General features: G+C 69.9%; 24 protein-coding genes and 3 tRNA genes. 11 read left to right on the top strand and 16 right to left on the bottom strand.

Features of this window, described 5'->3' with window-relative positions:
• Positions 1-15: 15 nt before the first annotated feature.
• Together ABD204_RS03040 and ABD204_RS03035 are read right to left on the bottom strand one after the other, a co-directional pair.
• Positions 16-1,260: a kynureninase gene (locus tag ABD204_RS03040; protein WP_194424205.1), complete on the bottom strand. Its 1,245-nt coding sequence runs from the start codon at positions 1,258-1,260 to the stop codon at positions 16-18.
• Complete coding sequence (locus ABD204_RS03035) at positions 1,250-2,233, bottom strand: amidohydrolase family protein (RefSeq protein WP_241747764.1); 984 nt, start codon at positions 2,231-2,233, stop codon at positions 1,250-1,252. The genes ABD204_RS03040 and ABD204_RS03035 overlap by 11 nt, the downstream gene beginning before the upstream one ends.
• A gap of 98 nt (positions 2,234-2,331) precedes the next feature.
• On the opposite strand from ABD204_RS03035, the gene ABD204_RS03030 reads away from it, so the two are divergent.
• Complete coding sequence (locus ABD204_RS03030) at positions 2,332-2,565, top strand: riboflavin kinase (protein WP_194423214.1); 234 nt, start codon at positions 2,332-2,334, stop codon at positions 2,563-2,565.
• A gap of 98 nt (positions 2,566-2,663) precedes the next feature.
• On the opposite strand, the gene ABD204_RS03025 is transcribed toward ABD204_RS03030, so the two are convergent.
• Positions 2,664-2,930 carry a glutaredoxin domain-containing protein gene (locus tag ABD204_RS03025; RefSeq protein ID WP_194423213.1) on the bottom strand — a complete coding sequence of 89 codons (267 nt, stop codon included), beginning with the start codon at positions 2,928-2,930 and terminating at the stop codon, positions 2,664-2,666.
• Positions 2,931-2,989: 59 nt separating this feature from the next.
• Here ABD204_RS03025 and ABD204_RS03020 point away from each other — a divergent pair, with 59 nt between their 5' ends.
• Complete coding sequence (locus tag ABD204_RS03020) at positions 2,990-4,132, top strand: glycosyltransferase (protein WP_194424204.1); 1,143 nt, start codon at positions 2,990-2,992, stop codon at positions 4,130-4,132.
• Positions 4,133-4,139: 7 nt separating this feature from the next.
• Here ABD204_RS03020 and ABD204_RS03015 read toward each other — a convergent pair whose 3' ends face one another.
• From ABD204_RS03015 to mgtE, 3 genes are all read right to left on the bottom strand, one after another.
• Entirely contained in the window at positions 4,140-5,888 is a 1,749-nt protein-coding gene (locus ABD204_RS03015; RefSeq protein WP_194423212.1) for a lipocalin family protein, read from the bottom strand.
• A gap of 118 nt (positions 5,889-6,006) precedes the next feature.
• On the bottom strand, positions 6,007-7,581 hold the full coding sequence (locus ABD204_RS03010; RefSeq protein WP_194423211.1) for a molybdopterin-dependent oxidoreductase: 1,575 nt from the start codon (positions 7,579-7,581) through the stop codon (positions 6,007-6,009).
• Between the two features lie 76 nt (positions 7,582-7,657).
• Entirely contained in the window at positions 7,658-9,004 is a 1,347-nt protein-coding gene (gene mgtE / locus ABD204_RS03005; protein ID WP_194423210.1) for a magnesium transporter, read from the bottom strand.
• A gap of 115 nt (positions 9,005-9,119) precedes the next feature.
• On the opposite strand from mgtE, the gene ABD204_RS03000 reads away from it, so the two are divergent.
• Positions 9,120-9,626: a glycine cleavage system transcriptional repressor gene (locus ABD204_RS03000; protein ID WP_194423209.1), complete on the top strand. Its 507-nt coding sequence runs from the start codon at positions 9,120-9,122 to the stop codon at positions 9,624-9,626.
• Between the two features lie 14 nt (positions 9,627-9,640).
• Here ABD204_RS03000 and ABD204_RS02995 read toward each other — a convergent pair whose 3' ends face one another.
• The 3 genes from ABD204_RS02995 to ABD204_RS02985 all read right to left on the bottom strand — a co-directional run bounded on the left by ABD204_RS02995 (position 9,641) and on the right by ABD204_RS02985 (position 11,965).
• A complete protein-coding gene (locus ABD204_RS02995; RefSeq protein ID WP_194423208.1) occupies positions 9,641-10,960 on the bottom strand; it encodes an ABC transporter permease in 1,320 nt (439 codons plus the stop codon).
• On the bottom strand, positions 10,957-11,661 hold the full coding sequence (locus ABD204_RS02990; RefSeq protein WP_194423207.1) for an ABC transporter ATP-binding protein: 705 nt from the start codon (positions 11,659-11,661) through the stop codon (positions 10,957-10,959). Before ABD204_RS02990 ends, ABD204_RS02995 begins: the two co-directional genes overlap by 4 nt.
• Before the next feature lie 121 nt (positions 11,662-11,782).
• Positions 11,783-11,965, bottom strand: a complete 183-nt coding sequence (locus tag ABD204_RS02985) for a hypothetical protein (RefSeq protein WP_194423206.1) — start codon at positions 11,963-11,965, stop codon at positions 11,783-11,785.
• 103 nt (positions 11,966-12,068) lie between these two features.
• Between ABD204_RS02985 and ABD204_RS02980 the strand changes: the two genes are divergently transcribed.
• Positions 12,069-13,772, top strand: a complete 1,704-nt coding sequence (locus tag ABD204_RS02980) for an AMP-binding protein (RefSeq protein ID WP_194423205.1) — start codon at positions 12,069-12,071, stop codon at positions 13,770-13,772.
• Between the two features lie 109 nt (positions 13,773-13,881).
• Here the strand turns inward: ABD204_RS02980 and ABD204_RS02975 are convergent, their stop codons facing one another.
• A complete protein-coding gene (locus ABD204_RS02975) occupies positions 13,882-14,283 on the bottom strand; it encodes a nuclear transport factor 2 family protein (protein ID WP_194423204.1) in 402 nt (133 codons plus the stop codon).
• A 22-nt stretch (positions 14,284-14,305) separates the two neighbouring features.
• Here ABD204_RS02975 and ABD204_RS02970 point away from each other — a divergent pair, with 22 nt between their 5' ends.
• A complete protein-coding gene (locus ABD204_RS02970) occupies positions 14,306-14,788 on the top strand; it encodes a MarR family winged helix-turn-helix transcriptional regulator (protein ID WP_194423203.1) in 483 nt (160 codons plus the stop codon).
• A gap of 82 nt (positions 14,789-14,870) precedes the next feature.
• Here the strand turns inward: ABD204_RS02970 and ABD204_RS02965 are convergent, their stop codons facing one another.
• Positions 14,871-15,314: a MarR family winged helix-turn-helix transcriptional regulator gene (locus ABD204_RS02965; RefSeq protein ID WP_194423202.1), complete on the bottom strand. Its 444-nt coding sequence runs from the start codon at positions 15,312-15,314 to the stop codon at positions 14,871-14,873.
• Between the two features lie 53 nt (positions 15,315-15,367).
• Here ABD204_RS02965 and ABD204_RS02960 point away from each other — a divergent pair, with 53 nt between their 5' ends.
• Positions 15,368-16,555: a multidrug effflux MFS transporter gene (locus ABD204_RS02960; RefSeq protein ID WP_194423201.1), complete on the top strand. Its 1,188-nt coding sequence runs from the start codon at positions 15,368-15,370 to the stop codon at positions 16,553-16,555.
• Positions 16,556-16,705: 150 nt separating this feature from the next.
• The gene (locus ABD204_RS02955; protein WP_194423200.1) at positions 16,706-17,218 is read left to right on the top strand and encodes a hypothetical protein; all 513 of its coding nucleotides are present in this window, start codon (positions 16,706-16,708) and stop codon (positions 17,216-17,218) included.
• Between the two features lie 106 nt (positions 17,219-17,324).
• On the opposite strand, the gene ABD204_RS02950 is transcribed toward ABD204_RS02955, so the two are convergent.
• From ABD204_RS02950 to ABD204_RS02940, 3 genes are all read right to left on the bottom strand, one after another.
• Positions 17,325-17,397 (bottom strand) — tRNA-Phe (locus ABD204_RS02950).
• A 63-nt stretch (positions 17,398-17,460) separates the two neighbouring features.
• Positions 17,461-17,534, bottom strand: a tRNA-Asp gene (locus ABD204_RS02945).
• 25 nt (positions 17,535-17,559) lie between these two features.
• Positions 17,560-17,632, bottom strand: a tRNA-Glu gene (locus tag ABD204_RS02940).
• Between the two features lie 230 nt (positions 17,633-17,862).
• Here ABD204_RS02940 and ABD204_RS02935 point away from each other — a divergent pair.
• On the top strand, positions 17,863-19,272 hold the full coding sequence (locus ABD204_RS02935) for a peptidoglycan DD-metalloendopeptidase family protein (RefSeq protein WP_194423199.1): 1,410 nt from the start codon (positions 17,863-17,865) through the stop codon (positions 19,270-19,272).
• A gap of 39 nt (positions 19,273-19,311) precedes the next feature.
• On the opposite strand, the gene ABD204_RS02930 is transcribed toward ABD204_RS02935, so the two are convergent.
• Together ABD204_RS02930 and ppa are read right to left on the bottom strand one after the other, a co-directional pair.
• A complete protein-coding gene (locus ABD204_RS02930; RefSeq protein ID WP_194423198.1) occupies positions 19,312-20,655 on the bottom strand; it encodes a DUF2254 domain-containing protein in 1,344 nt (447 codons plus the stop codon).
• A gap of 16 nt (positions 20,656-20,671) precedes the next feature.
• On the bottom strand, positions 20,672-21,205 hold the full coding sequence (gene ppa / locus ABD204_RS02925; RefSeq protein WP_194423197.1) for an inorganic diphosphatase: 534 nt from the start codon (positions 21,203-21,205) through the stop codon (positions 20,672-20,674).
• A 113-nt stretch (positions 21,206-21,318) separates the two neighbouring features.
• Here ppa and tilS point away from each other — a divergent pair, with 113 nt between their 5' ends.
• The 3 genes from tilS (at position 21,319) to hpt (ending at position 23,704) form a co-directional block, all read left to right on the top strand.
• Complete coding sequence (gene tilS, locus ABD204_RS02920; RefSeq protein WP_194423196.1) at positions 21,319-22,311, top strand: tRNA lysidine(34) synthetase TilS; 993 nt, start codon at positions 21,319-21,321, stop codon at positions 22,309-22,311.
• Positions 22,312-22,376: 65 nt separating this feature from the next.
• Entirely contained in the window at positions 22,377-23,126 is a 750-nt protein-coding gene (locus ABD204_RS02915; protein WP_194423195.1) for a ParA family protein, read from the top strand.
• Positions 23,127-23,152: 26 nt separating this feature from the next.
• Positions 23,153-23,704 (top strand): hypoxanthine phosphoribosyltransferase, encoded by a 552-nt coding sequence (gene hpt, locus ABD204_RS02910; protein WP_194423194.1) that lies wholly within the window; start codon positions 23,153-23,155, stop codon positions 23,702-23,704.
• Positions 23,705-23,805 lie beyond the last annotated feature (101 nt).

The following is a 23,805-nucleotide window of genomic DNA, read 5'->3' as shown; positions in this document are numbered from 1 at the left end:
TGGTCCTTCCGGGGGTCAGGCGGTCGGGGTGAGGCGCACGAGCGTATCGCGCACGGTCAGCAGCCCCGTGAGGGTCTCGGTGAACGAGGTCGACAGCGGGGCGAGCCCGATGCGCAGCCCCTCGGGGTCGCGGTAGTCGGGGATCACGTCGTGCCGCCAGAGCGCGGCCGTCGCCTGCCGCATCAAGGGGTGCCCGAGCGTCACGTGGCCGCCACGGGCGGCGGCGTCCGCCGGGGAGGCGACGTGGACCCCGAGGGGTGCGAGTTCCTCGTCGACGACCTCGAGGGCGAAGGTGGTCAGTTCGACGGATTTCTCGCGGATCGCATCGATGCCGACGTCGCCGATGAGGGCGAGGGTGTCTTCCATCGCGAGCATCCCGAGGATGGGCGGCGTGCCCGAGAGGAACCGGCGCATGCCGGCCGCCGGAGCGTGGTGTGGCCCCATCGAGAAGACGTCGGCGGTGCCCATCCACCCCGGGATCGGCTGGACGAGCGTTTCGTGGTGCCGGTGGGCGACGTACGCGAAGGCGGGCGAGCCGGGGCCGCCGCCCAGGTACTTGTACGTGCATCCCACCGCGATGTCGAACCCCCACCGGTCGGCGTGGATCGGCACCGCGCCGGCGGAATGGCACAGATCCCACACCGTGAGGGCCCCCGCGGCGCGCGCCACCTCGGTGATGCCGCGTGCGTCCGCGAGATGGGCGGAGCGGTAGGCGACGTGGCTGACGACGACCACGGCGGTCTTCTCGCCGACGGCGCCCGCGATCTGCTCCGTGGTGACCCCTTCGGCGCGATCGACCTCGATCCAGTGGACGCGCCCGCCGCGTTCGGCGGCGATGCCCTCGACGATGTAGCGGTCGGTGGGGAAGTCGTCGGTGCCGATGACGATTTCCACCCGGCCCGGGTCGCGCGCCGCCTGCGCGTCGAACGCCGCGCGGATGAGTTTGTACAGCATGACGGTCGTGGAGTCGCCGATGACGGTCTGGCCCGGGGCGGCGCCCAGCGCGACACGGCCGATCTCGTCGCCGATCGCGAACGGCAGGTCCATCCAGCTCTCATCCCAGCCGCGGATCAGTCGCCCGCCCCACTCGTCGCGGACGAAACGCTCGAGGCGTCCGACGGTCGCCGCCAGTGGCCGTCCGAGGGAGTTGCCGTCGAAGTACACCAGGGGCGTGCGCGCGCCCACGAACAGGTCGCGGTGGGGGCGTAGCGGGTCGGCGGCGTCGAGGGCCTCCGCCGTGGCGTGCAGGTCAGGGTTCATCGCCACTGATCTCTTCGATCGGCACCGTCGATGCGGTCGCAAGCCACGCACCGAGGTCGCGGTCCTCCTCCGGAGGTCGACCGGGTACGAAGGTGGTCACTCCGGGGACCGCATCCGGGAACGGCCACGGATCGGCGAGCGCGGCGATGACCGCCCGCGCGTCGAGCCCGGCGGCCACGAGGGCCGACACCTCCGCGGGGTCGATCCCCGCGGGGCGGTCGCCGTTGCCCAGGTCGGTGCCGTAGAGGACCCGGCCGCCGGCGGCGTGGAAGGCGGCGAGGTTCGCCGTCGCCGTGCGGGACCCGTCGGGGTCGCCGTGGTGGATGCCGAGGGTCGAGATCCAGAGTTGCCCGGCGGAGGCCGCGCGCGTGATGTCCGCGCCGTCGAGGAGCTCGGTGAACGGGGCGTGGGCCAGGGCGTCGACACCGGCGTCGAGGGCGCGCGCGACCATCCCGGCGCCCTGCGCGTGGGCGACCACGGGGACGCCGCGGTGGTGGGCGTGTGTCACGATCGCCGACACGAGGGGCGGGTCGAGGGTGGGGCCGGCATCGGCGTTGAGTGAGATCTTGATGACGCGGGCGCCACAGTCGACCTGTTCGTCGACCGCGGTCGCCGTGCCGCCGGGCACCCCGGGGTGTCGGGACGGGTCGGTCACCTCGCGCACGATCGCCGCCGGCGCCCACGGGCGTGCGGCAGGGTACCCGCCCGGCGCGGTGAGGAACGCGCCGGCGTGCGCGGGTCGGGGTACGGCGTGCGTCGGTCGGCGCGCGAGCGCGAACGGATCGCCGCCGAGGTCGACGACGCCGGCGACGCCGCGCGCGGCGAGGGCGTGCTCGTCGAACAGATGGAGGTGCACGTGGTGGTCGGTGAACGCCGGGAGCACGACGCCGTGCTCACCGGTGAGCGCGAGGTGGCCCACGTCGGCGTGGGCGCCGAAGCGGCGGACGATCAGCGCCGGGTCGAGGTTGGTCATCACCGTCTCCCTTCGGCTTCAGGCTACGCCCCACATCCTCGCTGCCGGGCGGGGCGCGGAACTCCGGAAAGTAGTCAAAGGCGAACTCGTGTTTGAGCGTGCTCGGCAACGGGCGCGAGGAGGTCTCCCGTCGCCTCGCAGAGCGGGACGGGGACCGCTTCGAAGGCGGCAACTGGCGCACCGGCGACCTCTACGGGTGCACACTCGACGCGCGGTTGGTCGCCTACCTGCGAGCGATGGAGGCCTTCGAGCATCCCGATGACCTGGCGCGCCAGGCCGCCGACGATGTCGCGGCCTCGCGGCGATTGCTGGCCGGTCGCACCGGACGATAAACCCCGAACGCCCCGAGAAACCACGCGTTGCGCGATGTTTCGGGGCGTTCGGCGTTTATCGAACGGCACCGCGGTGAACGGCCGCGGTCAACCGGGCCTCAGATGAGGGAAAGCTCGCGGAGCTTCGCCTCGACGTCGGCGTTGGAGGGCTCGACGTGGTGCGAGGAGTCGGGGTAGACCACCACCGGGATGTTCGTGCGACCCGAGATGTCGCGCGCGACGTCGGCGGCATCGGGCGTCTCGATGAGGTTCACGTAGGTGTACTCGACACCCAGGCCGTCCAGCTGCGCCTTGGTGCGACGGCAGTCGCCGCACCAGTCGGCACCGAACATCGTGATCGTGGAGGAATCGATGGGGGAAGTCATAGCAACCAGCGTAATCCCGCGGCACGGTGGTGGCGCCGGACATGGGACGATGGGTCGGGATGCAGCTCTCGATCATCGTGCCGACGTTCAACGAGGCGCCCAACATGGCCGAACTCGTTGGGCGGATCCAGCATGCCGTCGAGGGAATCGACGCCGAGGTCATCGTCGTCGACGACAGCACCGATGACACCCCGGACGTGGTCCGGGCCCTCGCGGAGACCACCACCATCCCGCTGCGGGTGATCCATCGCGACGAGCGCACCGGCGGCCTCGGCGGGGCCGTGGTCGAAGGCTTCGCCGCCGCGCAGTCGGATGTCTGTCTCGTCATGGACGGCGACCTGCAGCATCCGCCCGAGGACATCCCGACCCTGTGGCATCGGTTCGGCGAGGGGGATGCGGATGTCGTGGTGGCCTCGCGCTACCAGTCCGGCGGGGCCGAAGCGGGTTTCGCGGACAAGACGCGGGTGTTCGTCTCGAAGGTCTCGACCGCGGTCACCAAGTCGATGTTCCCCGTGCGGCTGCGGGACGTCTCGGACCCGATGACCGGGTTCTTCGTGCTCGACCGACGCGCGATCGACGCGGAGACGTTGCGTCCGCGTGGATTCAAGATCCTGCTGGAGATCCTCGCGCGCAAGCCGCTGCGTGTCGCGGAGGTGCCCTTCACCTTCGCCGACCGCCACGCCGGGGACTCCAAGGCGTCCGTGCGTCAGGGCGTCCACTTCCTCTCACAGCTGACGGCTCTGCGATTCGGCAAGATGTCGCTGTTCGCGATCATCGGCGGGGTGGGCGCGATCGCGAACCTCGTCATCGTGTGGGCGCTGACCGCGATGGGCGTCGACTACCTCGTCGCGGCGATCATCGCGGCCGAGGTGACGATCATCGGCAACTTCCTGCTGATCGAACGCTTCGTCTTCCACGACATGAGAGGTGCCGCATCCGGTGGCTGGATGCGCTTCGCGAAGTCGTTCGGCTTCAACAACGCCGAAGCCCTCGTGCGCATCCCCTTGGTCGCGTTGCTCGTGGAGTCTTGGCACGTCTCGGCGGTGCTGGCCACCGGAATCACCCTCGTGCTCGCGTTCTTCGTGCGGTTCGTCTTCCACTCTCTGGTGGTCTACGCACCGCGCAAGGCGGGCGCGCCGTCGGTGGGCCGGCGGATCGTCGAGGAGATCGACGACCTCGCGTCCGCTCCCGGCGAGCTGTAGCCGCCCCTCAGCCGCAGTGCGGCGGGGTGGGGTCGCCCGCGGGGGGCTCGCCCTGGATCTCGCCCCACGCGTAGCCGCTGACCTCTTCGCCGCCCAGCGTGCCCTCGTACGTGAACAGCCCCTCGTACACCGCGCGCTTCAGGGCGACCAGCTCCTGGTTCTGCGCCGCGGCGCGGAAGGTGAGGTCGGCGGCGGGGCGGGTCTCGGACCCGGCGAGGGTGACGTCGTACGTCAGGTGGTAGACGTAGCAGCTTCCCGGCGAGGTCCATGTGTCGGCGGTCGGGGTGATGCTGATCGCCCCCTGTGGCCAGTTGGCCGTCGGCTCGAGCGTGCCGTTGGCCGATGCGGTGGAGCCGGCGCCGCCGATCATCGCGTAGTGCAGATCGCCGACCTCGGCCTGCCCGGTGGTCGCGATGAGCATCCCCTGCCGGCTGTCCGGCAGTTGCACCGAGAACTCGGTCCATTCGTACCCGTTCTTCACGATGTACTGCGCGGAGTCGTTGTACGTCTCGGTGAGGTTGTCGAAGAAGAGCAGACCGTCCGTGCCACGGGCGACGTAGGACGAGCCGATGGTCACCGACCACTCGCGGACCTCGACCAGCGGCATCGAGTAGTACTGGGAGCCTTGGCCGGTCATCGGGTCGCCGGTGGCCTCCAGGTAGGCGCCGATGTCCCCGCCGTAGACGTCCATGATCGGGGTCCGCTGGTCGATGGTCGGGATGGCTCCGTCCGCGGCCGGGAGCGGGTCGCCGTCGAACATCCACAGCGGGAAGAAGCCGTTGGGTCCGTATCCCCACTGGATGATCCCGGTGCGGTCCTCCGCCGTGATCGTCAGCTCCGCCGGCTCGGTGGTGGACGATCCGGGAACCGCGGCCTCGACCGCGACCGTCAACTCGTACACGGCGCCGACCGCGCCCACCGCCCCGGACACCACGCGCATGTCGATGGTCTGCGTCGGGTGCCCGGTCTCGGTCTGCTCGACGTGGATGTTCCACGGGTCGTAGGTGATGGTGGTGGGCACGGTGATGCCGGCCAGTCCATCGATCCCGCCGAACGACGGGCCCTGATCCAGCGACAGACGGTTGTAGATCAGACCCGCCTCCTCCATCGTCAGCCACGGCACCTGCAGCCCGGGGACGACGGTGTTGCCCTGGGACATCAGCGCGATCGACGCGATCTCCCCATCGTCTTCGACGAGATGGCCGAAGAACTCGAACGACTGCGAGTCGTACTGGGGCAGTCCCGTCGACAGGTACGCCCGGAACCCGGTGCAGTCCTCGCCCTGCGCACGTGCGACGGTCGAGTATTCGGCGATCGACCCGAAGTCCATCACCGGGATGCCGGGGTCGGTGGCGGCCGTCGCGCACGCGGGCGGCACGACCGGGGTCGGAGTCGGGGTCGGTTCGGGAGAGGGGGTCGGTCGCGAGGTGGGTGCCGGCGTCGGGGTGCCGCCACCGGACCCACCGCCGGACCCGCCGCCGGACCCGCCGGACCCGCCGGACCCGCCACCGGACCCGCCCGGGGCGCCCCCTCCTGAACCTCCGCCGCCGGGCGTGGCGGGGGAGGTCGTCGGCGTCGGAGATGCCGTCGGGCGTGGCGTCTCCGACGCCGAGGGCGACGGGGAGGGATCGGGAGCGGCGGGTGCCGCGGCCGTCTGGGTGGGGGCGGGATCGGGGTCGCCGAAGGTGCAGGCGCTCAGCCCGAGGACGATCAGTGTGGCGACGGAAAGAGCGGCGGGGATGCGCGAGGACCTCACCGGGGCAGTCTTGCACAATGCGCGCGGGCGCATTCCCTTCGCGGAATGCGCCCGCGGGTCCGCCGAGGCCCCACCCAGAGCCGCCGCAGGCTGCGCGGCATGGGCATGGGGGCCGGGGCTACTCGACTGTCACGAGGACCCGCTGCCAGCCGGATGACCCGTCCGGGGCGATGGGAGCGCGCTCCTGCGTCTGCACGTCGCCGTCGCGGTCGACCGCGCGTACCGCGATGTAGTGGGTGCCCGGCTCGGCGTCCCACTCGAGGTACCACTGCACCCACGTGTCGTCGTTGATCGGGGTCGACACGGTCGCCTGCTGCCAGGGGCCGTCGTCGACGCTGACCTCCACCCGCGAGATGCCGACCGTCTGCGCCCAGGCCATGCCCGCGATCGGCACCGTGCCGGCCCCCACGGGCGACCCGGTGCGCGGCGTGTCGATGCGCGAGGAGAACTTGATCGGGGCCCGCGCGCTGTACCCCCGCGGCGTCCAGTACGCCTCGTCCTCGGCGAAGGTGGTGACCGTGAGCTCGGTGACCCACTTCGTCGCCGAGACGTAGCCGTAGAGGCCGGGAACGACCATCCTGACGGGGAAGCCGTGCTCGACCGGGAGCGGCTCGCCGTTCATCCCGACCGCGAGGATCGCATCGATCCCCTCGTCGACCAAGGACGTGAGCGGGGTGGAGGCGGTGTAGCCGTCGACGCTGCGCGAGAGCACCATGTCGGCTTCGCCCTGCACGCCCGCGCGCGCGAGCACGTCTCGGATCGGGACGCCCAGCCACACGGCATTGCCGACGAGACCGCCGCCGACCTCGTTCGAGACGCAGGTGAGGGTCACGGCGTACTCGTCGAGGCCCATGCCGAGCAGATCGTCGAAGCTCAGCTCGACGCGCTCGTCGACCATGCCGTCGACGACCAGGCGCCACGTGGACGGATCGACCGTGGGCACCGTGAGGGCCGTGTCGACGCGATAGAAGTCGGCGTTGGGGGTGATGAGAGGGGAGAGCCCGTCGATGTCGAAGCTCGCCCCCTCCGGGATCGTCACGGTCGCGCGGGGCTCGGGCAGGGCGAGCTCCTCCCGGATGGCGCCGAGCGAGGAGGACGCCGCACTCACGGCGCGCGCACCCACGCCCACGATGACGGCCGCCGTGGCGGCGACGGCGCCGAAGCGGAAGAAGCCGCGGCGGTCCATGCCGCGGGAGTCGACCGCCGCGCTCACGGAGACGTCGCCCGCGGGTGCGGACACCATCCAGCGGCGGAGCCGGTTGACCAAGAGCATCAGCACGATCGATCCCGCCACGGTGCCGATCACCGGTGGCAGGGCGCTGAGCGCCGACGCCCCGGCGCGGGTCACCGTGGCGGCGGTGGCGAGGATGCCGGCGAGCACGAAGGCGGCGACACCGAGCGGCGCCCGCAGGTACTGCAGGATGCCGGCGATGGCCGCCGCGATCGCGACGGCCAGGCCGATCCCGATCAGAAGCACGATCTTGTCGTGCTCGCCGAAGGCGGCGATGGCGAACTCCTTCAGCGGTTGCGGTACCACGTCGACGATGAACGACCCGACCGCCAGCACGGGACTGGCCCCACGGGCGACCAGGAGAGCGACGAGCTCCGCCGCAGCCAGGAACGATGCTCCCCCGACCAGTCCGGACACCGCGCTCCAGAGCCATGCGCGTACAGGCATGCGTGTCGATGGCATCTCATCCCCTCATCCGTCGGGGACCTCCCCCGCTGCGGGTTGTTCGGAGCCGAGGCGGAGGCGGATGCCGGGGTGCTCAGGAGATCCCGAGTACCCAGGTGGCCACGACGAAGTAGATGATGAGGCTCGTGGCGTCGCAGAAGGTCGAGATGAACGGCGTGCTGAACACGGCCGGGTCGGCGCGGACCAGGCGGGCGAGCATCGGCATGCACCCGCCGACGGTGGCCGCGAGGGTGCAGATCAGCAGGAGCGTCGAGCCGATGACGATGCCGAACGGGAGGCCGAACACCAAGCCGGCCAGCGCGAAGCCGAGCGTGCCGAGCAGGGCCCCGAGGATCGCACCGACGCGCACCTCACGCCAGGCGACGGCCAGCACGTCGCGTTTGGATACTTCGCCCATCGCCAGAGCGCGGGTGACCGTCGTCGCCGCTTGGGAACCGGTGTTGCCGGCTGTCCCGGTCAACAGCGGGATGAACAGCGCGAGCGTCACCACCTTGTCGAGGGTTGCTTCGAACACGTCGAGTACCTGCACGGTCAGCAGCGCCGACACGGCCAGGACCAGCAGCCACACCACCCGGGACTTGACGATCCCGAACACGGGGGTCGCCAGGTAGGGGCGTCCGAGGGGCTCGGACGCGCCCTGCCGGGCGGCGTCCTCGTCTTCGGCCTCTTCGAGGATGCGCGCGGCATCATCGACGGTCACCACCCCGACGATGCGGTCCTGGCTGTCGGTGACCGGTGCCGCCAGAAGCCCGGCGTCGACGACCTGCCGGGCGGCGGCCTCGGCGTCGTCGGTGGCACGGACCACCCGCGCGTCGACCATGATGTCTTCGACCCGTTGATCGGATCGGCCGGTGATCAACTCGCGCAGACCGACGACCCCCAGCACGCGACGGTGCTCGCTGGTGACCGGCAGCATGTACACCGTCTCGGCCTCGCCGCCGCGGTGGCGGACATGGGTCAGCGCGTCTCCGAGGGTGAAGTGGGGCAGCAGGCGGACGAACTCGGTGCTCATGTACCGGCCGATGGCGTTCTTCGGGTATCCGAGGATCGGCGCGGTCAGCTCTCGCTCGTGCGGAGACAGGCCCCGCATGAGCTTGCCCGCCACCCCGGCGGGGAGCTCGTCGACCAGCTGCGCGCGGTCATCGGGGTCGAGCTCTTCGAACACCTGGGCGACGTCCTCATCGCGCAGCCCCTGGAACAGTTCGGCCCGCATCCCCGCATCGAGCAGCTCGAACACCTCGAGCGCCTTGTCCCGGTCGAGGAGGCGGTACATCACCGCACGGTCGGCGGCGTCCTCTCGCTCGAGCAGACTCGCCACCTCTGCCGCGTCACGCTCGTCGAGCAACGCGCGCACACACGGCAGGTCTCGCTCCCGCAGTGCCGTCTCGACGGCGATGTCCCACTGGTCGACCTGATCCATGGTGCGCATGATGGCATACGCAGGGTCCGGAGAAGTGAATGGACCGCTCCCCGGGGGTGCGGTCGCGCATGCGACCCGGTGTCGCGCGGGGGGAGCGACGAGTAGCATCGGGCGCGTGACCGTGCTCGTGCTCACCCTCGTCGGCGACGACCGTGCCGGTCTCGTCGCCTCCGTCTCGCGCGCCATCGCCGAACACGGCGGCAACTGGGAGCGCAGCGAACTGGCCGAACTGGCCGGGACGTTCGCGGGCGTCGTCGAGGTGGTCGTGCCCGACTTCGCCGCCGAGGAGTTACGTGCCGCGCTCTCGGCGCTCGACGGGACCCTCACCGTCGCCGTGCACGAGAACCCGCACGCGGCCGAACGCTCCGGAGTCGACCTGTCGTTCACCGTGCTCGGCAACGACAGTCCCGGCATCGTGCGCGAGCTCGCCGCCGCCCTCGAGTCGCACGGACTGAGCATCGACCACCTCTCGACCGAGACCCGGGATGCCGCGATGGCCGGGGGCCGGCTCTTCGAGGCCACGTTCACCGCGCGGATGCCGGTGGGCGGAGATGCCGCAGCGGTGCGTGCGGCGCTGGAGGCCGTCGCCACCGAGTTGCAGGTCGACGTCTCCCTCGTCTGACTTGCAGGGCCGCGTCATTCGTAGCGCAGGCTCGCCACCGGGTCGGCTGCGGCCGCCTTGGCCGCCGGCAGCGTCCCGGCCAGGAACGCGATGAACATCACGACCGCCGTGGTGATCACGATCGACACGGGGTCGAACGCGAACAGTTCCAGGCCGGGGAGGTCGGCGAGCAGCCCCGCCGCGAGCTGGGTGCTCACCGTGGTGCCGAGCGCGATGGCGACGGCGGCGCCCAGTGCGCTGCCGAGGAATCCGATGAACATCGCCTCGAAGCTGAACAGGGCGAAAACGCGCACGGACCCCATCCCCATCGCCTTCATGAGCCCGATCTCGCGCGTGCGTTCCTGCACCGACATCAGCAACGTGTTGACGATTCCCAGGGTGGCGGCCATCAGCGCGATGATGGCGAAGGCGTTGAGGATCAGCACGATCCCGTCGATGACCGCGACGAACGCGCCCAGCTGATCGGCGACCGACTGCCCCGTGTATCCGGCGTCTTCGAGTCGTTGTTTCAGCGCCTCGATCTCCTCCTCGGTCGCCTCCGGATCGAAGAACACGCTCGCCGTGGCGTACCGGTCGAAGTCCTCCTCCGGCACCCCGGTGTTCTGCAGCGCGAACAGCTCGTCGGTCGCGACGGCGTTCGGGATGGTCGTCGTCCCCGCGCTGAAGGTCTCTTCGACCACGCCGGTGACCGTGGCATCGAGGAGGTATTGCGTGCGTGAGCCGTCGGTCACGGCGATCGTGACCGTCTCGCCGACCGCGCTGTCGGCATCGTCGAAACCGAGAGGTTCGACGAGGGAGACGGGGATGGCGACTTCGGGCTCGGTGGAGTCGCGCGAGGGCTCGGTGCCGGCGGCCATCTGGAGTTCCTGGCCGGGGACGGTGTTCTCGACGGCCGTGACATACGGGGTGCCCGCCTCGCCGTAGCGGATGAAGTCCGCCGAGACGCCCTTGGTCGGCTCGACGCGGTCCACCCCTTCGACCGCTTCGAGCTCGGCGATGTCGTCGGGGGTCATGGCCACCACCCCGGTGGTCGCGCCGGGGGCTCCATCGGGCGCGCCGGGCACGGTCGTGTTCACGACATCCGGGTCGTATTCGATCGGTTCGTCGCTGAAGCCGGCCGCGGGGTTCTCGCTCGTTTTCGTCGCCGTGAGCACACCGTCGGCGCCGATGGCGGCGACGGTGTCGTCGATGAAGCGTCCGACCCCCGTGCCCAGGCCGTTGGTGACGGTGAGGGTGAAGGCGCCGATGAAGACGGCGAGCACCGTGAGGAGGGTGCGCGTCTTCGATCGGAACGAGTTCTGGACCGCCGTGGCGACCAAGGTGGGCGCTCTCATGCCGGCGCCTCCGTATCGACGAAGACGCCGTCTTTGATGTGCAACCGTCGGTCGCACCGCGCGGCGAGGTCATCGTCGTGGGTGACGAGGATCAGGGTGATGCCGTGTCGGTGATTGAGGTCGAAGAGGATGTCCTCGACGACTCCGCCGGTGGTCGAGTCGAGGTTGCCGGTGGGTTCGTCGGCGAAGATGATCCGAGGGTCGTTGACCAGGGCGCGAGCGATGACCGCGCGTTGCTTCTGCCCTCCCGAGAGGTCGGTGGCGCGGTTCCGTGCCTTGTCGGCCAGTTCCAGCTGGGCCAGGGCCGCAGCTCCGCGGCGTCGTCGTTCGCGTGCCCCGACCCCGGCGATCTTCAACGGCAGGGTGACGTTGTCGAGCACCGTGGTGTTCGGCGTCAGGAAGAACTGCTGGAAGACGAATCCGAAGGTCGTGTTCCGGGTGCGGTTCAGGGTGCGTCCGCGCAGGGTCGCGGTGTCCACCCCGTCGAGGTCCACCCGGCCGGAGGTCGGTGCATCCATGAGGGCGAGCACGTGCATGAGGGTGGATTTTCCCGAGCCGCTCTTGCCCACCACAGCCACGCTCTCGCCGGTGTGTATGTCCAGGCTCACCCCGCGCAACGCATCGAACCGGGCGCTGCCGCGGCCGTAGGACTTGTGGACGTCGCGGGCCGAGATGACGGGCCTGCGCTCCGGGGCTGTCATGGGTCCACTTTGGCGGAGCATCTGCGGTCGCGGGTCGCTCTTGCGCGAATTCTCAGCGCAGCGGGACGTTCCCGCGCGCGTGCGCGCCGAGGTTCCGCTCCGTTCTCCGCGTCGTCGGGGGTCACCCGGGGGACTCGTCCTCGTCGTAGACGTACACGCGGACGAGGTCACCGTCGTGGACGAACTGCACCGTGCGCCCCTCGTACGCGGCCGCGAACGGGCCTGCTCGGCCTCGCCGGCGGCGAAGGGGGGGCGCGGGAGGGGCGGCCGCCAGCGCCGCGGTCGATGCGACAGCCTCACACACTCCGCGGCAGGCGGCTCGGATCCCGCAGGATGCCCTCGGGCGCGCTTCTAGACTGGGGCGACCCGTGCTCGGTGATCCGAGCGACGCCGTCACAGGAGATCCGATGCCCCCCCAAACCGCAGCCGGTCGCGCCTTCCGCGAAGCGCGCGACCTCCTCCTCGCCAACGCCCACGACCCCGAAGCGGCCCACGCCGCGTTCACGTGGCCCGATGTCGGCGGGCACTTCAACTGGGCGGTGGATTGGTTCGATGTCATCGCCGACGGCAACGGCACCGTCGCGTTGCGCGTGATCGAACAGGACGGCGCCGAACAGTCACGGACCTTCGACGAGCTGCGACGCGCATCCGACCGTGTGGCGAACTGGCTCCGAGCTCGGGGTGTCGACAAGGGCGACGCGGTGATGCTGATGCTCGACAACCGTGTCGAGCTGTGGGAGGCGATGCTGGCGATCATGAAGATCGGCGCCGTGATCCTGCCGACCTCGATCGTGCTGTCGGCCGAGGATCTGGCCGAGCGGCTCGACCGGGCCGACGTGCGCGCGGTCATCGCCGACGATGCGGATGCGGCGAAGTTCGACGCGTTCGACCGAGACCTCGTGCGCGTCGTTGTCGGGGCGGACCGCGCCGGCTGGCACAGCTTCTCCGACGCCGATGCGGCGTCGGAGGCCGCCCCGGGCGTCGTGGTCGAGGCGCACGACCCCGCCATCGTCTACTTCACCTCGGGGACGACCTCACGCCCGAAGATGGTCGAGCACTCGCATGTGTCGTATCCGGTCGGACACCTGTCGACCATGTACTGGATCGGGGTGCGCCCCGGCGACGTGCACATGACCATCAGCGCGCCCGGTTGGGGCAAGCACGCGTGGAGCCTGTTCTTCGCCCCGTGGATCGCCGAGGCGACGGTGGTCGTGTACAACTCCGCCCGATTCGATCCCGTCGCGTTGGTCGACCAGCTCGACCGCGCCGGCGTGTCCACGTTCTGCGCGCCGCCGACGGTGTGGCGCATGCTCATCCAGGCCGACCTGGAGACCAAGCCGAAGGCGTTGCGGGAGCTGCTGTCCGCGGGCGAACCGCTCAATCCCGAGGTGATCGACACGATCCGACGGTGGTGGGGACTGGACATCCGCGACGGCTACGGGCAGACCGAGCTGACCGCGGTGGTCGGCAACACCCCGGGTGTGCCGATCACGCCCGGATCCATGGGTCGGGCGCTGCCGGGCGTGGACGTCGCGCTGCGTGACCCGGTCAGCGGCTCGGTCGGCGACGAGGGGGAGATCTGCTTGCCGCTCACTCCCCGACGACCGGTGAATCTCATGACCGGATACGCCGGTGACCGCGAGCGCACCGCGGCGGTGGAAGAGGGCGGTTGGTTCCACACCGGGGATGTCGCCGTCCGCGGTGCCGACGGGGCGCTCACCTTCATCGGCCGCACCGACGACGTGTTCAAAGCCAGCGACTTCAAGGTCTCGCCGTTCGAGGTCGAGTCGATCCTGCTGCAGCATCCGGCCGTCGCGGAGGCCGGCGTCATCGGCGCCCCGGATGCGGTGCGCCTGAACGTGGTCAAGGCGTACGTGCATCTCGCGAGCGGCACCGAGCCGGACGCCGCGACCGCGCGCAGCATCCTCGCCCACGCGCGCGAGCACATGCCGCCGTACATGCGCGTGCGTCGCGTGGAGTTCGGCGAACTGCCGAAGACCATCTCGGGCAAGATCCGCCGTGTCGAGCTGCGGGAGCGCGAGGAATTGCGCGCCGGGGTCCGCGGTGCCTTGGAGTTCCACGAGGGCGATTTCCCCGATCTGAAGGCGTAGCGCCGGCTCCCTGCGTGCGGCCGCCGATCGGGGCGAACCGGTGCGACGGGTCGTCGCGCACGAGCTCTCGCGGTGCTCCCGGCTCGCCTCGTGCGTCAAGCGGCGACGGTCAGCCGGCGAGTGTGAAGGGTTCGTAGCAGTCGTAGGTGTCGTGCTCGACGATCAGTCCGTCACGCACCGTCAGGAAACCTGCCATGTGGGCGACGATCTCCGTGTCGCCGATCGTTCCTCGCCAGGTCGAACGCACTGCGAAGCGCTCGCCCCCTCCGACGATCTCGTGGATGTCGATCCGTTGCGCCGTCAACCTGGCTTTTCCGGCGAGGAACCCCTCTACGGTCTCGTCGACCGTCCGCTCGTGGCCATGCGGAGAGATCGGATTCGGGAGCTCCCGGAAGACCGCGTCGGGGTGGAGTATCGCTCGCAGATCGGCCTCGGTGGATGCGAGGTCTCCCACGACATCGAAGTACCGGGCGATCACGGCAGAGGGTTCGTCGGTGGACGGAGCAACCATACCCACAAGTATGCTTGTGAGTATGGTTCACGTCAACGTCTCCGCACTCGTCTCCGTGGTCGGCGCAGCGGTGGACGGGCATGTCCGCGAGCACTTGGTCGATCGCGGCTTCGAGGGTCTCCATCTCCGTCACGGGTACGTCTTCCAGCGGCTCCTGACGGGCCCGCAGTCGATCTCGGATCTGGGGCGGTCGCTCGAAGTCACCCAACAGGCGATGTCCCAGACCGTCGGTGAGCTTCAACGGCGCGGCTACGTGGAGTCGGCGCCCGACCCGAGCGATGCCCGTCGCAAGCTCGTCCGTCTGAGCTCCCGCGGTCGGGCGGCCGTCGCCGCCGCTCGGGAGGCGCGAGCGGAGGTGGAGTCGCGGCTCGTGGCCCGTGTCGAGGCCGTCGACTTGCAGGCTGCGCGTCGGGTGATCGAGGAGCTCGCCGACGTGCTGCACATCGGGGACGCACTCGCAACGCGAGAGGTACCGGTACCCGACGGGCTCGTGGGCGGCCACTGAGAGAGGGCCGGCTCGATCGAGGTGGTCATCCGGGGTAGCAGGGTGCCACGGGTTTCGTTCTGCGCCGGCGGGGCCTGGTCGGTCAGAGGTCGGAGGATGCTCCGCCGCGCTCCGCGAGGGAGGCCTCGATCCGCTCGAGGGCGGCTATCGTCCGGGTGATCTCGGCGTCGTCGAGGATGCCGCCGAGGAGGCTGCTCCATGTCGCGTCGAGGCGTTCGAGGTTCGCCGCCGCTTTCGCGGTCGGGTGGAGGCGCACGGTGCGCGCATCCGCCGGGTCGGGCTCTCGGCGGACGTAGCCCTTCGCCTCCAGGCTGCGGACGGCGCGGCTGAAATTGCTCGGCGGAAGCAGTGTCGCGCGCGCGGCGACGCCCGCGCTCACCCCCGGATGGCGGTCCACGTGTCGCAGCACGGTGGTCTCGAGTGGAGTGATGTCGCCCGAGCGGTCGTCGAACTGTGTCAGCTGCCGTGAGACGGCGAGGACGAGGTCGGCGACGGAGAAGAGGGGTGAGGGTCGGTCGGGCTCCATGTACTCAGGGTATATCGTTATCCGTTGATAGTTATCGATTGATAGGAACAGGCATGACGGAGACCGCTCATCGAACCGGCATCAGGCCCCCGCTTCTTCTCGTGCTCGCTCTGCTCGCCAGCGTGGCCCCGTTCTCGACCGACCTCTATCTCTCTGCGTTCCCGCAGATGGCCGATGACCTCGGCGTATCGGCCACGAGCATCCAACTCACCCTCACGAGCTTCCTCGTGGGCCTCGCCGGCGGCCAGCTCGTCTTCGGCCCGGTCTCGGACCGTCTCGGCCGTCGAGGACCGCTGCTGGCCGGCGCGGTGCTGTTCGTGGTGGCCAGTGTCGGCGCCGTTCTGGCCCCGACGATCGAACTGCTGATCGCAGCGCGGTTCATCCAGGGTCTCGCGGGGGCCGCCGGTATGGTGCTCGGTCGCGCGGTGATCGCAGACCTGGAACGCGGGAAGGCTGCCGCGCGCGCGTTCAGCTTGATGATGATCGTGGGCGGAATCGCCCCCGTGGTCGCGCCGCTCGCCGGGAGCCTCATTGTGGACCTGGTCGGATGGCGCGCGGTGCTCGCGGTGCTGGTCGTCCTCGCCGTGGTGATGCTGCTCGGCTCCTGGTTCGTCGTGCCCGAATCCCTCCCGCCCCATCGACGCGGAGCGCAGCGCAGCGGGGCCGGGGCGGCCGCGCTGCGCTCGCGGGCGTTCCTGTCGCCGGCGGCGACATTCGTGTTCGCCTTCTCCGCGATGATGGCCTACATCTCGGCCTCTCCGTTCCTCTACCAGGAGGTCATGGGCCTCGACGCGGTGGCCTACGGTGTTCTGTTCGGGGTGAACGCCCTGGGGTTGGCGGCGGCGAGTGTCGCGGCGACCCGGTTGCTGCGTGTGCTGTCGACGGAGAAGGTGCTCGGTCTCGGTGTGGCGGGGGTCGTCGTCGGTGCGGTGGCGACTCTGGTGGTGTCGGTTGCGGGGGCGCCGGTCGGATGGCTCGCCGTGACGATCTTCGTCGCCGTGGCCTCCCTCGGCGGCGTCATGGGTCCGGGGACGGCCCTCGCCCTCGGCGCCGTGCCCGGTGCGGCCGGTGCGGCCTCGGCGGCGCTCGGCGCGGCCCAGTTCGGCTTCGCCGCGGTCGTCTCCCCGTTGGTCGGCCTCGCGGGGGAGCAGTCGACTGTTCCGTTGGGTGTGGTGATGGCATCGTGCGCTGTGCTGGCAGCGGGGGCGTTCCTGGCGGGTGCTCGAGGTCCGCGGACGTGACGGTTCGGCCGCGTGGGGTCGGGGCGATTCGCCAGGAGGCCCCGAACGGTAGAGAGGGTCGTGTCGGCACGAGCGGGGTGCAGTAGCGTATGTCCCGTTCGGGCAGAGGCGCCTTGCCGTGTCGCCCCATTCCGCCGGAAGGATGCCATCATGAGACTCATCAAGCTTGCTGTCGCGGGTGTGACCGCCGGAGCGCTGGGTACCCTCGCGATGGACATCCTGTGGTTCCGGCGCTATCGCCGCGGAGGGGGCGCCGAGACGTTCGCGCAGTGGGAGTTCGCGGAGGACACCACATCGTGGGAGACGGTATCCGCGCCGGGTGAGGTGGGAGAGAAGGTCCTCACGACTGTTCTGCGCAAGACCCCGCCTGATTGCTGGGCGCGAACGGCAACGAACGTCGTGCACTGGGGGACCGGAACAAGTTGGGGGGTTGCGTACGCGATGGCCCGTGCTTTCCTCCCGCGTCCGATCGTCGTCGCCGTGGCGCTCGGGCCTGTCGCCTGGATCGCATCGTATGTCGTCCTTCCGATGATGGGGGTCTACCGTCCGATCTGGACATACGATGCGGCAACGCTGATGAAGGACTTCTCGGCGCACCTTGTCTTCGGTGCGACGACCGCGACGGCCTTTGCTGCGGTGACGCGGCGCGCTACCCGCGCATGAGCGGCCGGGGTGGGCTTGCGTGTCGTCCCTCACCCGGGAAAAGCAAAACCCCCGCCATGTAGAAGCTAGGCGAGGGTTTCTGGAACCGTTGTAACGACGGTTCTTGTGGCTCCGACCGGCATCGATCCGGTGACCTTTCGATTTTCAGTCGAACGCTCTACCAACTGAGCTACAGAGCCGCGCGACATGTCTGCCGCGTCCTAGACGAAAGGCCTCCTCGAAAGAAGGCCCGTCGCTTGGAGCGACCCTGACGGGACTTGAACCCGCGACCTCCGCCGTGACAGGGCGGCACGCTAACCAGCTGCGCTACAGGGCCATGCTTATTCAATTGTGCCGGAAAGTGACCCCAACGGGATTCGAACCCGTGCTACCGCCGTGAAAGGGCGGCGTCCTAGGCCGCTAAACGATGGGGCCGAGTGAACCCCTGATCTTGCGACCCGGCGCTCAGGCTTACCGACGCTCAAGCATAAGAGAGATTCCGCGGAAACGCCAATCGGGCCCTCAAAGCCCGATTCGCGGCGCGTCGGACCGGCGTTCCGTCCGCGGCGGGGGAGGGTCGACGGGCGGGAATCGGTTCACCTCTGTTGCGGTTGTGACTCGTGTTGCTACTGTGATCAACGTTGACCGCCCCGTGAGGAGGATCCGTGGACGCCCAGCAGAGCGACGTCGATTGCGGCTGCGCGCCCACCGAGGCTGAGAAGAAGCGGCTGTGGCCGTCGGTCAACCGTCGCGCCGCGATCGGGATCGGCGCACTCGGAGCCCTGGGGTTCCTCGCCTTCTCGTCGATGGCGTACTCGCCGGGCGCCATCGCGATCGAGGGCTACCCTTCGTGGGACGAAGTCGAGGCGGCGAAGGCGAACGAGGCGGCGAAGGCCGCCGAGGTCACCAAGATCCGCAACCTGATCTCCAGCCTCGAAGCGGAGGTCGCCCGCACGCAGGCCGAGGCGGAGGCCGCCTCCAACGAGTTCTACGAGGCCCAGCAGGCCTTCTTCGAGGCGTCTTTCAAGGCCGATGAGCTGCAGGCGCAAGCCGATGAGCAGGCCGCGGCGGCCGACGAAGCCGCGAACAAGGCCGGCCGGGTCGCCGCTCAGCTGTATCGCAACGGCGGAGACGACACGTCGCTGGAGTTGTTCTTCTCCGACTCGGCCGCGTCCGCCGACGACCTCCTCGCGCGCCTGGGCACGATGGACAAGCTCCTCGAGCGAAACCAGACGGTCTACAGCGAAGCGGTCACCGCACGCGACGCCGCCCAGAGCCTCTCCGACCAGGCCGAGGTGGCGCGCGAAGAGCGAGACCGACTGCAGAAGATCGCCGAAGAGAAGATGGTGGAGGCCCAAGAGAAGGCGGATGCCGCCGAGGCGGCCCTCGCCGCCCAGGAGTCGAACCTGTCGACCCTGCAGGCACAGCTTGCCGCCCTCGAGGATGAGACGGCACAGACCATCGCCGACTACAAAGCGGGCGTCGAAGAGGAGAAACGGCGAAAGGCCGAGGCCGAGGCGCGGGCCCGTGCCGAAGCCGAGCGGCTCGCGAGGGAAGCTGAGGCGGCGGCCAACAACAACTCGGGCGGGAGCAGCTCGGGCGGATCCAGTGGCGGCTCCAGCTCCGGCAGCTCCGGGAGCGGCGGATCGGTCGTCGGGTCCGGGTGGGCCCGGCCCTCGTCGGGGTGGCGGACTTCCGGATACGGCTATCGCACGTCGCAGTGCGGCTCCAGCTACTGTTCATCGAGCTTCCATGCGGGTGTCGACCTGGCGTCCGGTTGCGGGTCGGCGATCTACGCGGCCTCGGCAGGCACGGTCGTCTACGCCGGATACAACGGCGGCTACGGCAACTACATCAAGATCGACCACGGCGGCGGCATCGGCACCGGCTACGCGCACATCCAATCCGGCGGAATCTGGGTCGGCTACGGGCAGCGTGTCAGCGCCGGTCAGGCCATCGCCGCCGAGGGCAACACGGGGAACTCGTTCGGATGCCACCTGCACTTCGAGACGTACATCAACGGATCACCGGTGAACCCGATCAGCTTCATGTCGGCGCGGGGCATCGGCGTCTGACGATCTGCGCCGCCGTGCCCGCCGTCGAGGGGGCCATCGTCATCGACGATCGATCGCCCACCGGGCCTGCCCGGCGAGCGCCGCGAGTCGCGACGCGTCCAAGCCGTCGAGATCGGACGCGTCGACCGAGGCCTCGATGCGCTCCAGCTCGGCGGTGAGCGCGGCGCGCTGATCGTCGCGTTCGACATGCCACGCGATGTCCTCGATCACGCCGATCAGCCGAGCCTGCACGTCCGGCGAACCGACGGCGTCGCGCCGGATCGGGGCGAGCGCGACGTCCAGCAGCTCGGCGAAGTCGTCGCCGACGGGGATGAGCCGCGCGACGCCGTCGGGCGAGGCGTAGGCATCGGGACGGGGCTCACGCCCGGCGAGGTCGCACAACAGGGCGGAAATGTGGCTGAGGGCGTGGATGGCCGTGGTCGGATCGTTCACACCCGCGGACAGGGCGCGTCCGGCGACATCGTCGAGCTGGCGCAGTCCGAAGCCCACGTCCTGCGCGGGTGTCCGCTCGTAGGCGCTCGTGAAGCACGCCACGATGTCGGAGGCGATCCGGTCATCGGTGGCGCGCGGGCCACGAGAACCACCCGCGGGCCACCAGCGCGCCAGCGGGGTTCCCGAGATCACGCTCGAACCCACAGCGCGTATCTCTGCCACGACGATTCCGTGCTCGTGTGCGGTCTCGACCAGCCGTGCCCGGTCGACGCCGGTGAGGAACCCGGATCGCGCGGCGAACACCGTGTGCGTGTGGTCGGGCTCGACCGGGGTCGGGGAGGGTCGTCCGGGACGGGCGCCGGCGAGGAGGGTGATCGTCCGCGCCGCTTCCCGGTGGACGTCGCGCATCATCGTCTCGACCCGGAGCTGACGCGCCAGGTGCGCGAGGAAGAACGTCAGCACCACGACACTGGCGAGAGTGAGCACCGAGGCGACGGTCACCGCGATGCGGGGCACGAAGGCGTCGAGGTCGTCGGTGGCGTTCTCGACGGTGCGAAGCACCGTGAGGGCGTAGGCGAAGGTGCCGAGGAACACCGCGAGGGTGCCCTGGACCATCGAGTCCGACGCGAACATCCGCAGCAGGCGCGGTGAGGCCTGACTGCTCGCCAGTTGCAGCGCCACGACGGTGAGAGAGAACGTCAGCGACGTCGCGGTGATGAGCGAACCGGCGATGGCCGACAGGACGGCACGCGCCGCATCGGTGCCGCCGGAGAAGACGAACGCCGTCACCACGTCGGGAAGCGACGGGTCGACGGCGCGATCGAGTTCCGGCAGCGCCAGGCCCATCAGCACGGCACCGATCACCGCGATGAGCGGCACGGGCCACAGGCGCGACGCGATCGCGTCGCTCACCACGGCGATGCGTCGTCGCACCGCGCCGCGTCGCGCCATGTGGTCTCCGTCGCTGTCAGCGGGACGTGGGCGCTTCGCCCTCGCCCTGTGTGCGGGTCTCGCCCTCGTGCGCGGCGAACCGGGCGAACGCCTCGTCGACGAGACGCTCGGCCTCGGTGGCGCCGGCCCACTGGTCGACCTTGACCCACTTTCCGGGCTCGAGGTCCTTGTAGTGCTCGAAGAAGTGGCCGATCTCCTTCTGGGTCCACTCAGGGACGTCGTCGACGTCCTGGATGTGCTCCCAGCGGGGGTCCTTGGCGACCACGGCCACGACCTTGTCGTCGCCGCCGGCCTCGTCGCTCATCTTGAGCACGCCGACCGGACGCGCCTTGACGAGCACGCCGGGGGCGATGTCGTGGTCCAGGAGCACGAGGACGTCGAGCGGGTCGCCGTCCTCGCCGAGGGTGTTCTCGAAGAACCCGTAGTTCGCCGGGTAGCCCATGGGGGTGTAGAGGATGCGGTCGAGGTAGACACGGCCGGTCCCGTGGTCGACCTCGTACTTGATGCGGCTGCCGCGGGGGATCTCGATGACGGCGTCGTAAGCGCCCATGCTGGTGCTCCTTCGGAAGACGTGTGGATGCGCGACCAGCCTAGTCGCGCGGGCGGAGTCCCCGAGGCGCCGCGGACGCCCGCGGATGCCGCCCCGCCCGGTACCGTTGCCGCATGTCTCATCGACCGAGCCTGGATCCCGCCGTCGCCGACGTGCGCCGCGCGGTGCGCGCCTCGCTCGCGCGGCTCGACCCGGCCCGCCCGCTCGTGGTCGGCCTGTCGGGTGGGGCCGATTCCCTGGCGCTTGCCGCTGCGGTGGCGTTCGAGGCGCGGCGATCCGATCTGTCGGCGACCGCGGTCGTGGTCGACCACGGGCTGCAGGAGAGCTCGGCGGAGGTGGCCGCGGGCGCGGCCGGGACGGCGGGCTCCCTCGGTCTCGAGGCCCGGGTGGTGGTCGTCGACGTCGACACCGTCGGCGGTGTCGAGGCGGCGGCGAGGCAGGCGCGCTACCGCGCACTGCGCACCGTGGCCGAAGAACGCGGCCGGGCGGCCGTGTTGGTGGGGCACACCCTCGACGATCAGGCCGAGACCGTGCTGTTGGGCCTGGCACGCGGCTCCGGCGCAGCGAGCCTGAAGGGGATGGCGCCGATGTCGGATCTCGACGGGGTCCCGTTGGTGCGTCCGCTGTTGTCGCTGCGGCGCTCCGCCACCCGGGCCGCATGCGCGGCCCAGGGGCTCGAGCCGTGGGACGACCCGCACAACGCCGACCCCCGTTTCGCGCGTGTGCGCACCCGGAACACGGTGCTGCCGGTGCTCGAGCGGGAGCTCGGGCCGGGCGTCGCCGAGGCGCTGGCCCGAACCGCCGAACAGCTCCGGGAGGATGCGGACGCGTTCGACGAGATGATCGGCGAGACCATCGAAGACATCGTCGAGCACGCCGAAGCGGGTATCTCGGTCTCGGCTCCGGCTCTCGCGGCGAACCCGGCGGCGATCCGCCACCGCATCATCCGGCTGGTCGTCGCCAGCGAGTTCGGGGCGAGCCTGAGTCGCGTGCAGACCCTCGAGGTGGCGCGGCTGGTGACGGACTGGTCGGGGCAGGGACCGATCGATCTGCCGGGATGCCGCGCACGCCGTGTCGGGGACCGCATCGCCTTCACCGCGGTGTGAACAATGCGCGACGGTACGGGGCGGACCCGTGACGTGGGAGCCCTCTCACGGTTAGGGTGACGCTCGTGAAGGTCATCGCGGTGTACAGCGTCAAAGGCGGAGTGGGCAAGTCCACGACGGCGGTGAACCTGGCGTACGAAGCGGCGAAGGACCAGCGGGTGCTGCTGTGGGATCTCGATCCGCAGGGCGCGGCGACGTTCCTCCTCGAGGTCAAACCGAAGCTCAAGGGCGGGGCGGAGGCGCTCCTGGGCGGCAAGGGCAAGATCGCGCGTGCCGTGCGTGAGACCGACGTCCAGGACCTGGACGTGCTCCCCGGCGACGACAGCTACCGAGACCTGGAACTCGCCCTCGACGCCGCCAAGCACTCGACCCAGCGCATCCAGAAGGCGCTCGGTCCGCTCGCCGACGACTACGACGTCGTGATCCTCGATTGCCCGCCGGGCGCCTCGCTGCTGGCGCAGAACGTCATCCGTGCCGCCGATCTCGTCGTGCTGCCGGTGGTGCCGGCGCCGCTGTCGGCACGGTCCCTGCAGCAGGTGCGCGATGTCATCGCCGCGGAGTCCAAACCCGCGAAGATCGTCTCGTTCCTGTCGATGGTCGACCGACGCAAGGGCAGCCACCGCGCCGCGATGGAGGAGCTGCCGGCGGCGGAGCCGGACATGTGCAAGGTGGTGATCCCGTCGAACATCCTCGTGGAGCGGATGGGGTCCGAGCGCAAGCCGGTCGCCGCGTTCGCCCCGTCGTCGGAGGTCGCGCAGGCCTACGCCACGTTGTGGAGCATCGCCTGGGTGGCCGCGCGCGACCGCAAGAAGTGAACCGCGCGAGCTTCTAGAATCAGTCCATGCGCGCCGCCGAGATCAGCGATGACCTGACCGACATCCTCGTCACCGAGGAGCAGATCCGGGAGAAGCTGAGCGAGGTCGCCGCACAGGTCGCCGTCGACTACGACGGCAAGGATCTCCTGCTGGTCGGAGTCCTCAAGGGTGCGGTGATGGTCATGGCCGACTTCGCCCGGGCCCTGCCCATGCACGCCCCGATGGACTGGATGGCCGTGTCGTCGTACGGGACGTCGACCAAATCCAGCGGTGTCGTGCAGATCCGCAAGGACCTCGACACCGACCTTCACGACAAGCACGTGCTGATCGTGGAGGACATCATCGACTCCGGACTGACGCTGCACTGGCTGCTGGAGAACTTCGCCTCACGCGGCGCGGCGTCGATCGAGATCTTCTCGCTGCTGCGCAAACCGGATGCCGCGAAGGTCGAGGTGCCCTGCAAGTACGTCGGCTTCGACATCCCGAACGACTTCGTCGTCGGCTACGGCCTCGACTACGCCGAGCGATACCGCAACCTGCGCGATGTCGCCGTGCTCGCCCCGCACGTCTACGCCTGATCGGCGTCCGTGCATTCCGCCGTGGGCGAATGCACAGACGGGGCATAGGCGCCAAGCGATAGCCTGTTCGAACCGCTGAGGCGGCTCCACGCCCGCCCGAC

This window comes from Microbacterium aquimaris (assembly GCF_039531285.1).
Classification (GTDB): Bacteria; Actinomycetota; Actinomycetes; order Actinomycetales; family Microbacteriaceae; genus Microbacterium; species Microbacterium aquimaris.
Note: the sequence above shows the minus strand (reverse complement) of the source record. Positions and strands in the feature narration are given on the sequence as shown.